Consider the following 17,046-nt stretch of genomic DNA (forward strand, 5'->3'; position numbering starts at 1 on the left):
ACCACCTCTTCTTGTTATTTGGAAACGTGTTAATCGTGGTACATCACCGACCGCCCGCCATCGATCATCAGGCAGGTGGCATTGATAAAGGGCGCCTCATCGGTCGCAAGAAACAGTGCCGTCATCGCCACTTCAATCGGCTGGCCGATGCGCTTGGGCGGGTGCAGGTCGAAGGCACGCTGACGCTCGGCGTGGGGGTCGGCAAAGCCGTTCCAGTAATCGACGTTGAGTTGGGTTTCGATATAGCCCGGTGCGATGGCATTTACGCGGATGCCCTTGGGCGCGTATTCGATGCCCAGTGCGCGGGTCAGCCCCAGCAGGCCGTGCTTGGCCACCGGGTACGGGAAGCAACCGGGAATGATGTGGCTGGAATGGGTGGAGGCGATGTTGATGATGTTGCCGATGCCCTGCTCGATCATGTGCGGCAACACAGTGCGGCAGCCGTACCAGGCGCCGTCGAGGTCGATGGCGAAACAGCGGCGCCAGTCTTCGTCGGTCATTTCCAGCGGGTCGCGGAACACGTTGACGCCGGCGCAGTTGACCAGCACATCCACCCGGCCAAAGCGTTCGATGGCCACGTCCACCAAGGCGCGCCACTGATCCTTGGACGTGATGTCGACGGCTTGCGCGTAGATCTCGGCGCCGCGTTCGCGCCAGTGGGCCGCAACTTTCTCGACCTTCTCACCCTGGATATCACCGATTACCAGGCGCGCCTGCTGGGCCTGGAAGCAAGCGACGATGGCCTCGCCAATGCCTTGGGCGGCGCCGGTAATGACCACGACTTTGTTCTTCAGTCGCTCGCCGTAAGTCGGCTCGGGCACCGGAGGTAAGGACAACGGTTGTGCCTGCATCGCTTCACCTGTTTTGTTTTTGGTAGTGAGTGCTGATGCGCAAGACTATAAACCCAGAAACCAAAACATCTCAATATATAAATTATCATCCCATATAGTGAGAAAACGTATAAAAAAACCGGCCTCGATGGCCGGTTGTTTATGCGCCGTTAACCCTGCGCGAAATCCCTTAACGCGTCACCTTCCATACGGTAGCGCACCCACTCTTCCTGGGGCTGGGCGCCGATGGATTTGTAGAACGCAATGGCCGGCTCGTTCCAGTCCAGCACGCTCCACTCGAAACGCCCACAGCCGTTATCGCAGGCGATTTTCGCGAGGTGGCGCAGCAACTTCTTGCCCGCCCCGCCGCCGCGTTGCTCAGGGTTGATGTACAGGTCTTCGAGGTACAGGCAGTTGCTGCCGAGCCAGGTGGAGTAACTGAAAAAGAACACCGCAAAGCCGATCGGCAAACCGTCCCGCAGGCAGATCAAGCCGTGGGCGGTGGCGCCTTCGCTGAACAGGCTGCGCTCGATGTCCACCACGCTGGCGATCACTTCGTGCCGGGCTTTTTCGTAGTCGGCCAGCTCGGTGATAAAGGTCAGGATCTGCGCAGCATCGCTGGGCACGGCGGGGCGAATCTCGATGGTCATGGGCAGGCCTTGTCAGGGAAAGAGAGCACACATACTAAGGCGCTTTAATGACCGATTGCAGTGCAATTTCATTCGCGGCTAACCTGCAGGCTATCGACCTTTGAGAATCCCCATGCCCTTCACGCCCTTGACCGACCTCGCCGCGACGTTATTGCCTCACGCCCTTGAGCCCTCGGAAGACGGCGCCCACGACCTGTCCCATTTGCAACGGGTGTGGCACAACGTGCGCTCGATCCAGGCCGAGGAAGGCGGCGAGCTTGAGGTGCTGCTGGCAGCGGTGCTGCTCCATGACTGCGTCGCGGTAGAGAAGAATTCGCCGTTGCGGTCCAAGGCCTCAACATTGGCGGCGGACAAGGCTGGGGAAATTTTGCGGAGGCTGGCGTGGCAGCCCGAGACGATTGCAGCGGTGACGCATGCCATCGAGACCCACAGCTTTTCGGCGGGCCTTACTCCGGTGACGCTTGAAGCAAAGATTATGCAGGATGCCGACCGCCTGGACTCCCTGGGCATGATCGGCGTGGCCCGCACGTTTTACATCGCCGGGCGCATGGGCAGCGGGCTGTATGACCCGGCAGACCCAACGGCTAAGCATCGCGAGTACGACGACAAGCGCTTCTGCCTCGACCATTTCCAGACCAAGCTGCTGCATCTGGCGGGCGGATTTCAGACGCCGACGGGGCAACGCATGGCCCTGGCGCGCCATGAGCGGTTGAAGGGTTTCATGGACCTGTTCATCGAAGAAATCGGCACGCCATACTCCGCTGCGGGCTAACGCAAGCACCGCGAACCACAGAACAATCCCACGTGCCGTGCATGGTAAAAAGTTGGGCATAAATCCAACAGACGCAAGGCTCTTCCATGCACGCCTCACCTGCGGTTGGCGGAAAACTGTTCGCCCTTTTCTGCCTCGCCAGCTATTTGCTTTCCCTGTCCTATGGCTCGACATTCTTGCTGTCGCTGCTGATCCATTCCCGCGGCGGCAACGAACACGACGCCGGCAGCGTGATCTCCATGGCGATGCTCAGCACCTTTGTGGCGGTGCTGGTTTCCGGGCATCTGGCCGACCTGTTGGGGGCCGCCAGATCGATCGCCCTGCTCGGCCTGTTGCTGATGGTGGCGTGCCTGGGCTTTGCGCTGACACCGGGATTTGGCGAGGGCTTTATGCTTTTTGGCTTGTCGTTGGGGTTGGGCTGGGGCGTGTTCTATACGCTGGGGCCGATCATCGTGGCGATGCTGGTGGAGCCGGCACAGCGGGCCAAATATTTCGCCCTGCTGTCGGGCAGCATGATGACCGGGATCGGCTCCGGGCCGTTGCTGGGACGGGCGGCAAGTGCGCTGGATTTTTCGCTGACGGCGGCATTTTTTATCGCGGCGCTGGCGAGCCTGGCGGGCGTGTTGATTTTCTGGCGGCTGGGTCGCGCCCTCAGTCAACACACTGCGCCGGTGTCGAAGATTTCCTGGTCGGCCACGCGCCAGGTGCTGTCATCGAAAGCGGTGTTCGCGATCATCATGGTGGGCCTCGGCGGTTGCGTGTTTGGCGGGCTGTCGAGTTTCCAGACCAGCTACGCGGCGCTGCACGGGCTGGACTATTCGCTGTTCTTCCTGGGTTTCATGAGTGCGGCGATTACCAGCCGCCTGCTGATCGCCGGCATCGTGGTCAAGCGTGATCCGTATTGGGCGGCGTGTGTGTTGTCCGGGTTGACGCTGGTGTCGATTTTCCTGTTCGGCTTCAGGGTCAGTGGCAACTACAGCTACTTGCTGGCGGCCGTCACCCTGGGCATCGGTTATGGCCTGACGTATTCGGTGATCAATGGTTTGGCCGCCAACGAGGCACCCGCCGGCACCACCTCCCAGGCGTTGCTGTTGTTCAGCCTGGCGTACTTTATCGGGGTGTTCGGTTTCCCGTTGCTGGCGGGCAAGGTCATCGTCGAATACGGCATGCCGACCCTGTTGATGAGCGTGCTGGCCGTGGCGCTGCTCAATTGGCTGATCACAGTGGCGCGGTTGATCTGGCGCCGAATCTCGTCACACAAAATCTTACAAGCGACCTAAGACCGTTCGTCGGTATCGAGGCACGAATCGCAAACAGGGGCGGACCAATATCAGGTAAGGACATTAATCATATGGAGACACCATCATGACGACTTCCAAATTTGCCGCCCTCGCCCTCACTGGTTTGCTGTCTGCGGTTTCACTGAGCAGCTTTGCCGCCTCCACAGGTTCCAGCACCGGCCCGACCGACCCTGTCGGCAGCCCGCCCAACCCGGCCACTCAAGAGTCGAAAGACTCGATGGGCACCGGCATGGACACCAACGGCGGCGCCATCATCGACAACAGCAGAGACCCACGCACCCAGGGCGACGACACCAATCGCAACAGCGGTGCGGTGCCTAACGGCAAAATGGGCCCTGGCGCCACTTCGCCTTCGATCAATAAAGGCGATGACTCCAACATCCCTGGTGCGCCAAAACAGCCAGCGCCTTAATCCGCAAGAAAGACGAACACCCAACCATTTCCCAGTGAAGAGGTATGCATGAACGTCGATCACAACCTTGAAAAAGAAGTCCTCACCCGTCTGCTCCACGCTCATCCCAGTGGGTTGGGCAAAGAAGTGCTGGACAACTACCGAGGTGAAAAAGTGGTGGCCAGCGCCTTGGCCACCTTGCAGGACCGCGGGTGGATCAAGGAAGGCCATGTGACCTGCAACGATGCCGGGGAACACGCGCTGAACCTGCCGATCAAGCTCACCGCGTCCGGCGTGGAAGCGGCTCGCAAGCTAGAAAGCGAAGCGGGCCAGTAACGCACTTTGTCTGGCCTGGCCCTTCGCGAAGGGCCAGAACCAGGAGGAGTATCGCAATGCCTCGTGGAAGCAAAGCCAAATACACCACCGAACAGAAACGCAAGGCCGCTCATATCGAAGCGAGTTATGAGCACCAGGGCTTGTCGAAAGAAGAAGCCGAGGCCCGGGCCTGGGCCACCGTCAACAAGCAGTCCGGTGGCGGCGAAAAGGCTGGCGGTTCAGGCCAGCGCAAGGCCCCAGCGAAGAAGTCCCAGGACCGGCATGAGTCGGCCAAGCGGGCTGCGGCCAGTCGTGAAGGGCATCCGCGTAACAGCAGGGTTTCGCTGAGTACACAGACCAAGGAAAGCTTGCTGAATGAAGCGCGCGCCAGGGACATTCCCGGCCGCTCGACCATGCGCAAGGATGAATTGATTGAGGCGCTGAAAAAGGCCGGTTAACGCGGATCAAAATGTGGGAGCGGGCTTGCTCGCGAAGGCGGTGTATCAGGGCCAGATTTATTGGCTGACCCACCGCATTCGCGAGCAAGCCCGCTCCCACATTTTTTGATCGGTTTTTCAACCTCAGGATCAGCGGTGGGCGGCCACCAGTAGCATCATTGGGCGCTCAAGCTCTTCTGCCAGTGCGGGACGGGCCTTGAGGTCCGCTTCGCTGGGGCCCCACTCGTCGACATGGCTCAGGGTGAACCCCGCCTGGATCAACAGCGTCAGCAACGTGCCCACGGTGCGATGTTGCTTGATCACACCCTCCGCCAACCAGTTTGTCACCCGTGGCCCTTCCAACTGATAGCTGTCCACCGGCCAGCTCTTGCGCCCTTGCTCATCAATCAGCCAGCCCGGTTGCCGGGGTGCCATGAAGATCGGGTGTTCGATGGAAAACACCAACCGCCCGCCCGGGACCAGCGCTTGATGGATGCGCGCGAACAGGCCTTTCAGATCGACGATGTAATGAAACGCCAATGAGCTGTAGGCCAGGTCGAAAGCGGCATCCGGAAGGTCGAGTTTTTCCAGGTCGGCGATGCCGTAGGTGATGGCCGAAGAGGACGTCATCTCCTTCGCCCGCGCCAGCATCTTTTGCGAGACATCCAGCCCCAGCACCTGTTCGGCGCCCTGCTCCTGGGCCCAGCGACTGAACCAGCCGTAGCCGCAACCCAGGTCCACCACTTTCAACCCCGGCACCGGCGGTAGCATGGCTTGCAAAGCCGGCCACTCCGGAGCGCCGGCGAGGCCTTCTACCGAGCGGCCCATTTTGCTGTAGCCCTCGAAGAAAACCTCGGTGTCGTAGATGTTCTGGGTCATGACGCTGCTCCGTGCTGAATGGCGACTATTCTGCCGAATCAGCCTCCGCTCAACAACGCATCCACTTCAGCCGTGCCCGGTGAGGTGGCCGGCCCCCAGCGCGTGACCGCCAATGCCGCCGCCGCATTCGCGCGACGTGCCGCGACAGCTGGCGCCAAGCCATTGGCCAGCCCGGCGATAAACACTCCGGCGTGAGCATCACCCGCACCGTTGCTGTCCACCGCCTTGACCTTGAATCCCGGCACATGTTCGGCCTGGCCATTACGGCCGACCCAACAGCCATTCGGCCCATCGCGCACCACCAGCAAGGAGTCGGCGGGCAGGTGCTCGTTGAGCTTGAGCAATGCCCCCGCCAGATCGCTCGCGCCGGTGAAGGCCAGCGCTTCCGGACCGTTGCTGGTCCAGATGTCGATACGCGGCAACAGGGCGACCATCAAGGCCGAGTCCGGTGCCTTCACCAGCGGACCCGGATCGAACACCACCGTGATCTCGCGCGGCAACGCCAACAGCCAATCGAGCAACGCTTGCGCCTTGCCTTCCAGCAGCAGGCTGTAGCCGCTGACGTACACATAGTCGTCGTCGCGTGGTACCGCATTGGCCAGGTCTTGCGCGAGCAAATCACCTTCGGCGCCGATATGGGAGATGAAAGTGCGCTCGGTGGTGGCTTCGGTCAGGGACACACACAGGCCGGTGTCCTTGTCGTCGCTGGCAGCCAGGGCCATTTCAATGCCTTCGGCTTGCATTGCCGCACGTGCCAGCTCGCCGAAGCGGCCGGTGCCATGGCGGCCCAGATAGACCACCGGCAAGCCGTTGCGCCGGGCGGCGGCCATCACGTTGAAGCCGCCGCCGGCTTCGAAGCTGGCGGAGCTGGCCAATACATCGCCGCCGGTGGCGGGCAATGTGTCGAGGGACATGACCAGGTCGACGATGACCTGGCCGCTGTGCAGCAATCTAGACATTAGCGCTCTCTACCAAAGCCGGGCGACGATCAGCCGCGCCACCCAGTACCGCGTAAATCCCGCCGGCCACCAGGAAGGTGACGATCCAGCCCAGGCCGTTATGGCCCAGCCACGAATCGGACAGCGGCCCAGCGAACCAGATATTTTCGGCCGTGGTGCCGATGGTGGTGAAGCTGAAACCCAGCACAATCGCAATCGCCCAGGCGCCGAACGCACGCCATTCAACCCCGCCGCGGTACCAGTAGGCGCTGCTTGGCGTTACGTCCAGCAGGTCTTTGGGGCTGTAGTAATGGCGATGGATCAGGTCGACCACAAAGATCCCGACCCAAGCGGTGATTGGCACCGCCAGCAGCGAGATGAAGGTGATGAACGGACCATAGAAACTGTCGGCGATCAGCATGAAGTAGATCGAACCGGCGAAGATCGCAACGATGTCGACGATCACCGCGTGTACGCGCTTGACCTTCAAGCCGAGGGTCAAGGTGGTGAGGCCCGCCGAGTACACCGACAGGTTATTCGACAGCAACAGCCCGCCAAACGCGGTGATCAGGTACGGCACGGCCATCCAGGTCGGCAGCATGTCGCGGATTGCAATGATCGGGTCAGTGGCCGACGCCAGGTCATTGTTGCCCACCGACAGCAAGCCGCCGAGGGTGATCAACAGCACCAGCGGAATCCCCGCACCGAAGGCGGCAGAGGCCACCAGGCGCACGGCCTTGACGCTGCGGTGCTGGTAGCGCGACATGTCGGCACCGGCGTTGGCCCAGCCGATACCCGTACCGGCCGCCATAGTGCCGATGCCAATGATCATCGCGCTCAACGGCGCAGGCGTGGCATTGAACACCGCGCTCCAGTCGATGGTGGCGCAGAGGAAACCGCCCACCAGGATATTCAGCGCGCCGAACACGTAGGTGGCCCACTTCTGGATCACCAGCAAGGTGGCGTGGCCCAGGCCCGATACGGCGAGGGTCAGCAGCACGAAGATGCCGATGAACAACAGGGTCAGTACCGGCGCGCTTTTGGCGGCAACCGGCGAGTTGAACAGGATCGAGCACAACGACAGCAACACAAACGCCGCCGTGGTGGTGTTGACGGTTTCCCAGCCCAGGCGCGACATCAGTGACACCAGGGTCGGGCCGATATTGCCGCGCACGCCGAAGATCGCCCGGGACAGAGTCAGGCTCGGCGCACGGCCACGACGGCCGGCGATGGAGATGATACCGACCACCGCAAACGAACCGGCGGCACCGAGGATTGCGACGATGATCGCCTGCCAGATCGCCAGGCCGCGAAACGCCACGAGGGTTGCGCCCAAGGGCAAGCCGAGGATGCTGATGTTGGCCGCAAACCAGACCCAGAACAGTTGCAGCGGATGGCCGTTGCACTCGCCTTCCGGGACCGGCTCGATGCCGCGTGTTTCCAATTGCCCGGCGCTTTGGCCGGAAGAGGACGTACTCATGGTGGGGTGCTCCTGATGCCTGTTTTTTTGTGGTTGTGGCAGGTTGGCAAGTTGAATCTGTGTTCCGGTCTTCCTGACTCGACTGGATCAATGTGGGAGCTGGCTTGCTCGCGAAAGCGGTGTGTCAGGCAACGCATGTGTCACTGATGCACCGCTTTCGCGAGCAAGCCCGCTCCCACATTTTTTGATCTGCGGTGCTCAGCGCAGATCGAGCAGGCCTTGGACCAAGGGTTCCAGGTCCAGGCCGTTCACCTGCTTGACCTGCTCGATCATCGCCTCAGGCCAGCACTGCATCCCCAGGCATGCACCGAGCATCGCGCCGAGAATCGCGGCGATGGTGTCGGTGTCGCCACCAAGACTGGCGGCCATGCATAAGGCTTCGAAGGCGTTCACTTCACCCACCGCAACTTGCTGCGCGAGGGCAAACGACACCACCACCGATTCCTGGGACGCCACAGAGGTGCCGATCAATTCATAGAGCAGGTCGGTAAACAGCGCCTTGTCGCCGCTGTCGACGCTCAAGGTGCGCGCCCAACTGATGCGGGTGGCGATGCGCCCACCGGCAATCCAGTGGCCATGGTTTTCCGCCTGCTGGGCGATCTGGGTGCCGATGTTCAGCGCTTCGCCCAGGTCGACACCGTTGATCCCGGCGGAAACCACCGCCGCCACGGCTGCCGCGCTGGAGATGCCGAGGTTGGTGTTGTGGGTGACCTGGCATGCCTGGATCACCGCCTGGATAAACCGCGCAGGGTCGTTGACGTTCGCCGCGATGCCCACAGGGGTGATGCGCATGGCGGCGCCGTTGGTGGTGCCGAAGCGCCCGGATTCTTCCGGAGTATGGCCTGCCAGGATCATGTCGATCGCCCGCTTGGTCGACGGGCCCAGCAAATCCTGGGAACCCTTGGCGCGCATCACCGCTTCCCAGTCGATCAGGCGCCGGGCCAGCTCGGTGGGTTCGATCTTGCCTTGGCCGTCTACCAGCAACTGGCCGACGAGAATCGCCTGTTCGGTATCATCGGTGATCGAGCCCTTGGGCATGTTCGGCGCGATCGGCTGATCGGCGTCGGCATCTTCCAGGGCGGTGATCGCGCCGAAACGCGCCTTGACCTGCTCGCGGCTCAGGGACTGGGTGGGCATGCCCAACGCATCGCCCAGGGCCAGGCCGTAGAAGGCGCCGAGAGCGCGGGTGGTGGCGGTCATGTCGGTGTTCCAAATTGAAGGTGCAGGCGAAAGTGCAGAGGGTCGAGCAGGCTTTCGACGGATTCCATGAAGCGGTCTTGCCGGTCGTAGGTGGTGCGCAGAGCCTTGAGGAACACTGTGCCCACCGGGCGACCCAGCAACTGGGCGTCTTCTTCGTTCAATGGCTCGGCACCGATCCATTGGTTGCCGGTAGCGCCGACATAGCCATAGGCGGCCAGGGTGATGGTCAGGGAGTTATCGATCAGGCCGACTTGCGGCAGGCTTTCGAGGCCACCGGAGGCCGGCATCAGCGAGCGCTCCAGGGACACGAACGTGCCGTCGGCGGCGCGACGGCGGCGATCGAGGGCGATAAATTGGTCACTGCCGTGACGGCTGAGCAGATCCTGGCGGGTGACCGCTTCCAGACGCAGGATTTCGGAGGTGACCACGGCGCCGGTGTCGGCGAGGGCCTGGGCCCAGCCGCTGCGCTGGTCGAGCACCATGCCGTCGAAGGTGACGATGGAGCCCACACCGCTTTGGGTGGCGATGTAGCTGCGGCGCTTGAGCTCGGCCAGGGCCTCACGCAGGGTGCCGCGGCTGACGGAAAACTCTTCGGCCAGCTGGTGCTCGCCCGGCAACAGGACACCGTCAGCCATCACTCCGCCCTCGATACGGCGGATGAGCTCGTCGACGACGCGTTTTTTCTTATCAAATCGGACATGTCTAATCATGTACAAATTGATAACCGAAAGCGCCCGGCTACAGCAAGCGAATTATTTCAGGGGAAAGGAGAAATCAGCCTCAAGGCTCCAGGCCGATGGGGAAAAACACCCCGCCGCTCCAGACGCCAAGCCAGTTCTTACCGTTGATCGGACGGGTCACCGCCAACTCCACCAACTGATAGAACGCATTGCGGTGGACCAGGGCTTCAAGGTTGGTGCGCACCCGCAGGTATGGCGAAGGTTCCTGGGTTTGCGGGTCAATCACCACCCGCAGTGGATGTTCGATACCGGCCTCGACCTGTTCATCGACATTGGTGGTAAAGCGCAGCACCTGGCTTTCGCCCTGCCCTTCGACTTCCAGGGTGACGGCGACAAAGGGCGCGTCATCGACCTTGATCCCGACCTTTTCCACCGGGGTGATCAGGAAGTAATCATCGCCATCGCGGCGGATGATATTGGAGAACAGCTTGACCATCGGCTTGCGGCCAATCGGCGTGCCCATATAGAACCAGGTACCGTCGCGGGCAATGCGCATGTCGATATCGCCGCAAAACGCCGGATTCCACAGATGCACCGGTGCAGGTCCCTTGCCCTTGGGCAATTGCGCCAACAGGTCATTGGCCTTGGCCGAATCGGTCATGCTGTACTCCTTGTGTCTTACTGATCGCTCATGCCCAACAGGCTGCGCGCGTAGTGCGCCAGGGGCTTGCCGATCAGATCATCAGGCTTGTTGTCGTGGAACGTCAGTAAACCGCCACGGCTGTGAATCCGCACAGTATCAATCAAATACTGGGTGCTGGTCTCGATCAACATGACCTGAATGGTGCCGGTGTCGATACCCAGGCGATCCACCGCCTCCTGGTCAGACCATTCATCGGCGTTGCCGATCCGGTCATCCGCCTGGGCAAAGCGGCAGTACAGCAGGTAATGCGCACCGGCCGCGCGGGCTTCAGACATCGCCTGTTCCAGGCCTTCGGGTTTGCGGGCGCGGCGGACCATCGGGAAGTATTCGACAAAGCCGTTGAAGGCTTCCTCGGCCACTACGTTAGGCCGTGGATAGGCGCTGCCCGGCGGGGTGAAGGCGCCCTGGGCGATGAAGACGAAGGAGTCCGGCTGTATGCGGACCGAATTGACGCGTCGGGTATCGCTATGGTCCAGCAGCCCGGCATCGCTCATCTGATAGCGCGTGCCTTCGGCCATATCACTGACGGTCATGCAGCCACCCAGCGCGAGTGACGCCAGCACCAAAACCAGACTACGCATCCTAATTCTCCAAAGGCCGGTGACGGAAAACCGGCGAATGGGCACGAGATGCAGATTTTGCGCCAGCTTGCGGGACTAGCCGCCGATGATCTTCATGATGGTGGCGCCGCCGGAGAATGCCACTTCCTGCTTGTCGCCCAAGGCCTTGACCAACAAGCGCTGCAAGGCCGGCAGAGCCTGGTGGCGGGGTTTGTCCAGCAGGTCGCCGACGTAGTGGCGGTTGCTCGACGACAGGCAGCCATGCAGCCAGCCGGTGGACGACAGGCGCAGACGCGAGCAGGTCCGGCAGAACGGCACACTTTCATTGGCGATGACACCGAAGAAGCCTTTGCCGGGCACTTCGTAGCGCACGGCAGTGGCGTCCACCGGAGCGTTGGCTTGCAGGTATTCGTGCTGTTCGCCGATCAGGCTGAGCAGTTGCTGGAGGCTGACGAATTGCTGCAGGAACGCGTTGGAATCGTTGGCCAGGTGGCCCATGCGCATCAATTCGATAAAGCGCAGCTCGTAGCCACGCTCCAGGCAGTAGTCGAGCAGCGGCATCACCTGGTCGAGGTTCTGGCCGCGCAACGGCACCATGTTGACCTTGATCTTGATTCCCGCGGCGCTGGCCTGGTCCATGCCATCAAGCACGGTGGCCAGGTCGCCACCGCGAGCGATGCTGCGGAAGGCGTCGGCGTCCAGGGTATCGAGGGAGACGTTGATCCGGCGAATGCCTGCCTCCACCAGCAGCGGCAGTTTGCGCGCCAGCAGTTGGCCGTTGGTGGTCAGGCTGATGTCACTGAGGCCCATCTGCCCCACTGCGCCCATGAAGGCTTCCAGCTTGGGACTGACCAATGGTTCACCACCGGTAATGCGCAGGCGTTCAATGCCAGCAGCCTCGATCAGGTACTCGACGCCACGAGCCATTGCCTCGGCCGACAGTTCGTCCTGCGCAGCCACCAGCCGCTTGCCGTTGGGCACGCAGTAGGTACAGGCGTAATTGCAGGCTGAGGTCAGGCTGATCCGCAAATTGCGGAATCGCCTGCCTTGACGATCAACGATCATGGATCACTCCGGCAGAGGATAATTCGGGCACGCCAAAACCTGACTGAAAAATCAAGTTTTAGCAAGGTCCTTGCCTGAGTATATTCCTGGGTTACTGCGCTGGGCAGGAAATCATATCGCCATCACGCTGGCGAATGATTCAAGTGGCCGGCGTTTCAGCGTTCGGCAAATCGGTGCTGTGCTTGCGCTTGTTGCCCATGCGCACGCCGATGTCCATCAGGAATTGGAAGAAACCTTCCTGGTCTTCCAGCACATTGCTCCAGAACGGTGAGTGGTACAGCGCCACGGCGCCGTGCACCAACGCCCAGGCGGCGCAGTAGTGGAAATACGGCGGCACGTCTTCGAGCTTGCCTTCGCTGATGCGGCCCTTGATGAGCAGGGTCAGGCGCTCGAAGTTTGAGGCGCGGATCTTGTGCAGCTCCTCGACCATTTCCGGCACCTGATGGCCTTTCACCACTTTCTCTTCCAGGCGATCAAACAGGCGGTAGCGCTGCGGGTCACGCATGCGGAACTCGAAGTAGGCGCGGGACAGCGCTTCCTTGTCCTTGTCGACATCGGCCGAGTGCAGCAGCTCGTTCAGGTCGCGCTCGTAGTCGAGCATCAGGCGCAGGTAGATCTCGGCCTTGGACTTGAAGTGCTTGTAGATGGTGCCTTTGCCGATACCCACGGCATCCGCAATCATCTCGACGGTGACGCTGTCTTCACCCTGGTCGAGGAACAGCTTGAGTGCGGTGTCGAGAATTTCCTGCTCGCGGCGGCGAAACTCACGGACCTTGCGGGGTTCTTTGTGCATAAGAAAAAGGTCTGCAGAGGTGGATATTGGGAGGGTGGCGTGCCCCAAGCCGTGCTTGTCGGAACGTTTTACCCGGTGCGCGGGATTATCCCGACTGAACGGTCGTTGGGCAACGCCTATATGAACAACCTTTGCACTTAACTTACAGCGCGCCAACGAATCAACCGATTTGAGTCAGAAATAAAACAGGTGATTGCCACCCGTGCATCGCAACCCATGAGAACTCAACCGAAGCGGGCGTATTCCAAATCTGTTTAAAAAACGATCAGATGCGGCTGGACTGAATCGGATACTGATCAATACTTGAACTGTCGGCGTGGCATCTCCCCCAAGTGACGCGTCGACCTGGGTACCGACGGACTGCGTACCCTTGTTTTACTCCTAATGGTCTTAACCCGGATTCACCCCCCAGAACCCGGGTTTTTTTTGCCTGCGATTCAGTGGCCGACGTGGGCCAGCGGGAACAGACGCTTGAAGTTCTCGGTGGTCTGTTCGGCGAAGCGCTCGTAGGACTCGCCCCGCAGCATCGCCAGGTAATCCGCCACATCCCGTACGTATTCCGGCAGGTTGGGTTTGCCGCGATGAGGGATGGGTGCCAGGTACGGCGAATCGGTTTCCACCAGCAGGCGGTCTGCCGGTACCTGGCGCGCGACATCCCGCAGGGCGTCGGCGTTGCGGAAGGTCACGATGCCCGACAAGGAAATGTAGAAGCCGAGGTCGAGAGCGGCCTTGGCCATGTCCCAGTCTTCAGTGAAGCAATGCAGCACACCGGCCTGGGGCAGCGCGGCCTCGCGCAGCAGGGTCAGGGTGTCGGCACGGGCGCCACGGGTGTGGACGATCACGGGTTTGCCAGTCTGCTGGGCGGCTTGCAGGTGCAGACGGAACGACGCCTGCTGCAACTCGGCGGCTTCCGGTTCGTAGTGGTAATCCAGGCCGGTCTCGCCGATGGCCACCACGCGTGGGTGATTGAGTTCGCCGAGCAGCCAGTCAAGGGCCGGGGCTTCGCCGGGCTTCAGGTCCAGCGGGTGAATGCCCACCGAGCAATCGACGTCGGCATAACGATCGGCCAGGGCTTTAACGTCGGCGGCGTTTTCCGCGCTGACGCCGATGCACAGGAAGTGCCCTACCCCGCGCTGGCGCGCAGCTTCGAGGGCGGCGTCGAGGGAGCCGCCGTGCTGGGCCAGGTCGAGGCGATCAAGGTGGCAATGGGAATCTACGAGCATAGGGATCTACAACTTGAGTCACGGAAAGTGTCTGGCCAACGATACACCCGTCGGCCACTGAAATTAACGCCGGCCGAGCAAGCCGACCCATTGCACCAGCAAGGCCTCAAGCAACAGCACGCGGTTGAGGTTGGCCTTGCCCAGGACCTTCTGGCGTTGGGCGAGGATCCAGTCCTGAATGTTCAGGACCTTGTCCTGGGCACTTTTCTGCGCGAGGTATTGCACCACCTTGCGCATGTCCGCCAGGCCCAGGCCGTTTTCGTCCTGGGTCAGCTGGTAGCGCAGGATCAGGCTCGACCAGTCGCAGAACCAGTCGAACAGCAGCAGCAAGGGAATGTCTTTCCAGGCGCTTTCGGCCAGTTGCGTGGCAGACAGTTCCTGCTTGAGCAGCTTCTTCACGCCATCCACCACCAACGCGCGCTGTTCCCGCACGCCCTGGGCCTGGAGTTTGACCGCCGCCAAGGGCGAGCCGGCCGCCAGGGTCAGCAACTCGACGCGCTCTGCCTCGCCACACTCCGGCAGTGCCTGGGCCAGCCATTGCAGGCTCATGGCTTCGCTCGGCAACGGGCAGGCCTGTTGCACGCAGCGGCTGCGGATGGTCGGCAGCAGGCGGCTGGACTGGTGGCTGACCAGCAGCAACACGGTATCGCCGGAAGGTTCTTCCAGGCTCTTGAGCAAAGCGTTGGCCGCGTTGATGTTCATCGATTCCACCGGCTCGATCAGCACCACTTTGCGCCCGCCCATCTGCGCGGTCTGCACCACGAAGCTGACCAGATCACGCACCTGGTCGACTTTGATTGCCTTGTCGGCTTCTTCCGGTTCCAGCAGGTAGTTGTCGGGGTGGCTGCCGGCCTTGAGCAGCATGCAGGATTTACATTCCCCACAGGCTTCCAGGCCGTTGGGCCGCTGGCATAACAAGCTGGCCATCAACCGCTCGGCCAGGGCGCGCTTGCCGATGCCCGCTGGGCCGTGTAGCAGGTAGGCGTGGGCGTGCTGGGCACGGCCCGCCAATTGCTGCCAGAGGCTGTCCTGCCACGGATAGGCTTCAGCCACGGACACGCTCCACAAGCTTCGGCAACAGGTCGTCGATACACTGCTGAACCTGAGTCAGCGGTTGTGCGGCGTCCAACAGGTAGTAACGGGCGGGGTCGGCTTCGGCGCGCTTGAGGAACGCGCTGCGCACAGCTTCAAAAAAGACTCGGGTTTCCAGTTCGAAACGATCGAGGCGACCCCGGGCGGTGGCACGGGCCATGCCGACTTCCACCGGGAGATCGAACACCAGGGTCAGGTCGGGCCGCAAATCGCCCTGGACGAAGGTTTCCAGCGTCGCAATGCGCTCAAGGGACAAGCCACGACCGCCGCCCTGATAGGCATAGGTGGAGTCGGTGAACCGGTCGCAAATCACCACCGCGCCACGGGCCAGGGCCGGGCGAATGACTTCGGCCAGGTGCTGGGCGCGCGCGGCAAACACCAGCAGCAGCTCGGTGTCGGGGTTCATCTGTTCGTCGCCCGGGGTCAGCAGCACTTCACGGATGCGCTCGGCCAGCGGCGTGCCGCCGGGCTCGCGGGTCAGCAGCACCTCGATACCTTCGGCGCGCAGACGCTCGGCCAGGTATTCGCGGTTGGTGCTTTTGCCGGCGCCTTCCGGGCCTTCCAGGGTAATAAACAAGCCAGTCACAGGCAGTCCTTAGTCAGAGTCATTGCGAGCTTTGCGGCGCGGTGTCATCGGGTGCGGGAGACGGCTCGGCGGGCGTATCAACCGGTGCGTCTTCGGGTTTTACCGCCGGTGCGGGCGCGGGTGCCGGGCTGGACCGGTAATCGGCACGACGCTTCATCTGAAACTCACGCACCGCAGCGTTATGCGCATCCAGGTTATCCGAGAAAATATGGCTGCCGTCGCCTCGGGCAACAAAATACAGGCTGCTACCGGCCACCGGGTTCAGCGCGGCATGAATCGCCTCACGTCCGACCATGGCAATCGGCGTCGGCGGCAGGCCGGCGATCACGTAGGTGTTGTAGGGCGTGGCTTCCTTGAGGTGCGCTCGGGTCAGCTTGCCGGTGTAGCGCTCGCCGAGGCCGTAGATCACCGTCGGGTCGGTTTGCAGCAGCATGCCGATCTTCATGCGTCGCACGAACACCCCGGCGATCTGGCCGCGCTCTTCCGGCACGCCGGTTTCTTTCTCCACCAGCGAGGCCATGATCAGCGCTTGATAGGGGTCAGTGTACGGCGCATCGGCCGCGCGCTTGCTCCATTCCTGGGCAAGGACATCGTCCAAGCGGTTGTAGGACTTTTTCAGCAATTCGACGTCGCTCATGCCACGCACGAAGCGGTAGGTGTCGGGGAAAAAGCGGCCTTCAGGGAAGACACCAGGGTGGCCGAGTTTTTCCATCAGCTCACTGTCACTCAGGCCCGACAAGGTTTGCTCGATCTTTTCATGCTTGGCCAGGGCGGCGCGCACTTGGCGGAAGTTCCAGCCTTCCACCAGCGTGATGCTGTACTGCACCACTTCGCCACGCTGCCACAAACCGATCAGGCCCTCGGCGGTGAGGCCCGGGGTCATGCGGTATTCGCCGCTGTGCAGCGGTTGGCCGTCGAGGTTGAAGCGCCAGTAAAGACGCAACCAGAACGCATCCTTGAGCACGCCGTCGTTTTCCAGACGATTGAAGGTGCCGGTGGGCGTCGCGCCGGCCGGTACGTCCAGCAATTGCTCCTGGGTCAGATTCAGGGGCTGCTCAAGGGCCGAGTTCAGCTTCCAGGCCGAAGCGCCCAGCAGCAAACCCGCCAGGACCAGACCGATCTCCAGCAACAATACAAATTTACGTCTCAAA

20 protein-coding genes are annotated in these 17,046 nt (G+C 61.7%); 5 read left to right on the forward strand and 15 right to left on the reverse strand.

The features are described from left to right. Positions 1 to 29: 29 nt before the first annotated feature. A complete protein-coding gene (locus NVB75_RS11445) occupies positions 30 to 851 on the reverse strand; it encodes an SDR family oxidoreductase (RefSeq protein ID WP_258347199.1) in 822 nt (273 codons plus the stop codon). Positions 852 to 1,000: 149 nt separating this feature from the next. After that, positions 1,001 to 1,480: a GNAT family N-acetyltransferase gene (locus tag NVB75_RS11450; protein ID WP_004371239.1), complete on the reverse strand. Its 480-nt coding sequence runs from the start codon at positions 1,478 to 1,480 to the stop codon at positions 1,001 to 1,003. Between the two features lie 112 nt (positions 1,481 to 1,592). Here NVB75_RS11450 and NVB75_RS11455 point away from each other — a divergent pair, with 112 nt between their 5' ends. From NVB75_RS11455 to NVB75_RS11475, 5 genes are all read left to right on the forward strand, one after another. After that, on the forward strand, positions 1,593 to 2,252 hold the full coding sequence (locus NVB75_RS11455; RefSeq protein WP_258347200.1) for an HD domain-containing protein: 660 nt from the start codon (positions 1,593 to 1,595) through the stop codon (positions 2,250 to 2,252). A gap of 86 nt (positions 2,253 to 2,338) precedes the next feature. Continuing rightward, entirely contained in the window at positions 2,339 to 3,532 is a 1,194-nt protein-coding gene (locus NVB75_RS11460; protein WP_258347201.1) for an MFS transporter, read from the forward strand. Between the two features lie 85 nt (positions 3,533 to 3,617). Beyond that, positions 3,618 to 3,965, forward strand: a complete 348-nt coding sequence (locus tag NVB75_RS11465; protein WP_063027966.1) for a hypothetical protein — start codon at positions 3,618 to 3,620, stop codon at positions 3,963 to 3,965. A 48-nt stretch (positions 3,966 to 4,013) separates the two neighbouring features. Beyond that, positions 4,014 to 4,280 (forward strand): hypothetical protein, encoded by a 267-nt coding sequence (locus NVB75_RS11470; RefSeq protein WP_017475797.1) that lies wholly within the window; start codon positions 4,014 to 4,016, stop codon positions 4,278 to 4,280. A gap of 56 nt (positions 4,281 to 4,336) precedes the next feature. Further along, positions 4,337 to 4,717: a Rho termination factor N-terminal domain-containing protein gene (locus NVB75_RS11475; protein WP_258347202.1), complete on the forward strand. Its 381-nt coding sequence runs from the start codon at positions 4,337 to 4,339 to the stop codon at positions 4,715 to 4,717. Between the two features lie 129 nt (positions 4,718 to 4,846). Here NVB75_RS11475 and NVB75_RS11480 read toward each other — a convergent pair whose 3' ends face one another. From NVB75_RS11480 to mltG, 13 genes are all read right to left on the reverse strand, one after another. Further along, entirely contained in the window at positions 4,847 to 5,575 is a 729-nt protein-coding gene (locus tag NVB75_RS11480; protein ID WP_258347203.1) for a class I SAM-dependent methyltransferase, read from the reverse strand. Between the two features lie 38 nt (positions 5,576 to 5,613). Next, on the reverse strand, positions 5,614 to 6,534 hold the full coding sequence (locus tag NVB75_RS11485; protein ID WP_258347204.1) for a PfkB family carbohydrate kinase: 921 nt from the start codon (positions 6,532 to 6,534) through the stop codon (positions 5,614 to 5,616). Beyond that, on the reverse strand, positions 6,527 to 7,993 hold the full coding sequence (locus tag NVB75_RS11490; RefSeq protein WP_063027958.1) for a cytosine permease: 1,467 nt from the start codon (positions 7,991 to 7,993) through the stop codon (positions 6,527 to 6,529). The genes NVB75_RS11485 and NVB75_RS11490 overlap by 8 nt, the downstream gene beginning before the upstream one ends. 198 nt (positions 7,994 to 8,191) lie before the next feature. Further along, positions 8,192 to 9,193 (reverse strand): ADP-ribosylglycohydrolase family protein, encoded by a 1,002-nt coding sequence (locus NVB75_RS11495; protein WP_258347205.1) that lies wholly within the window; start codon positions 9,191 to 9,193, stop codon positions 8,192 to 8,194. Beyond that, the gene (locus tag NVB75_RS11500; RefSeq protein ID WP_258347206.1) at positions 9,190 to 9,903 is read right to left on the reverse strand and encodes a GntR family transcriptional regulator; all 714 of its coding nucleotides are present in this window, start codon (positions 9,901 to 9,903) and stop codon (positions 9,190 to 9,192) included. Before NVB75_RS11500 ends, NVB75_RS11495 begins: the two co-directional genes overlap by 4 nt. A gap of 70 nt (positions 9,904 to 9,973) precedes the next feature. Further along, the gene (locus NVB75_RS11505) at positions 9,974 to 10,534 is read right to left on the reverse strand and encodes a DUF1285 domain-containing protein (RefSeq protein WP_258347207.1); all 561 of its coding nucleotides are present in this window, start codon (positions 10,532 to 10,534) and stop codon (positions 9,974 to 9,976) included. Positions 10,535 to 10,551: 17 nt separating this feature from the next. Then, a complete protein-coding gene (locus NVB75_RS11510) occupies positions 10,552 to 11,157 on the reverse strand; it encodes a DUF4823 domain-containing protein (protein WP_063027950.1) in 606 nt (201 codons plus the stop codon). A gap of 75 nt (positions 11,158 to 11,232) precedes the next feature. Then, positions 11,233 to 12,201 (reverse strand): GTP 3',8-cyclase MoaA, encoded by a 969-nt coding sequence (locus tag NVB75_RS11515; protein WP_258347208.1) that lies wholly within the window; start codon positions 12,199 to 12,201, stop codon positions 11,233 to 11,235. A gap of 139 nt (positions 12,202 to 12,340) precedes the next feature. Continuing rightward, entirely contained in the window at positions 12,341 to 12,994 is a 654-nt protein-coding gene (locus NVB75_RS11520; RefSeq protein WP_004371278.1) for a TetR/AcrR family transcriptional regulator, read from the reverse strand. A 437-nt stretch (positions 12,995 to 13,431) separates the two neighbouring features. Further along, positions 13,432 to 14,217: a TatD family hydrolase gene (locus NVB75_RS11525; protein WP_017475806.1), complete on the reverse strand. Its 786-nt coding sequence runs from the start codon at positions 14,215 to 14,217 to the stop codon at positions 13,432 to 13,434. 63 nt (positions 14,218 to 14,280) lie between these two features. Further along, positions 14,281 to 15,270, reverse strand: a complete 990-nt coding sequence (locus NVB75_RS11530; protein ID WP_017475807.1) for a DNA polymerase III subunit delta' — start codon at positions 15,268 to 15,270, stop codon at positions 14,281 to 14,283. After that, positions 15,263 to 15,895 carry a dTMP kinase gene (tmk, locus tag NVB75_RS11535; RefSeq protein ID WP_258347210.1) on the reverse strand — a complete coding sequence of 211 codons (633 nt, stop codon included), beginning with the start codon at positions 15,893 to 15,895 and terminating at the stop codon, positions 15,263 to 15,265. Before tmk ends, NVB75_RS11530 begins: the two co-directional genes overlap by 8 nt. Positions 15,896 to 15,914: 19 nt before the next feature. Then, positions 15,915 to 17,045, reverse strand: a complete 1,131-nt coding sequence (gene mltG, locus NVB75_RS11540) for an endolytic transglycosylase MltG (RefSeq protein WP_258347211.1) — start codon at positions 17,043 to 17,045, stop codon at positions 15,915 to 15,917. Between the last annotated feature and the right edge of the window lies 1 nt (position 17,046).

The organism is Pseudomonas sp. CBS (genome assembly GCF_024734645.1).
GTDB lineage: Bacteria > Pseudomonadota > Gammaproteobacteria > Pseudomonadales > Pseudomonadaceae > Aquipseudomonas.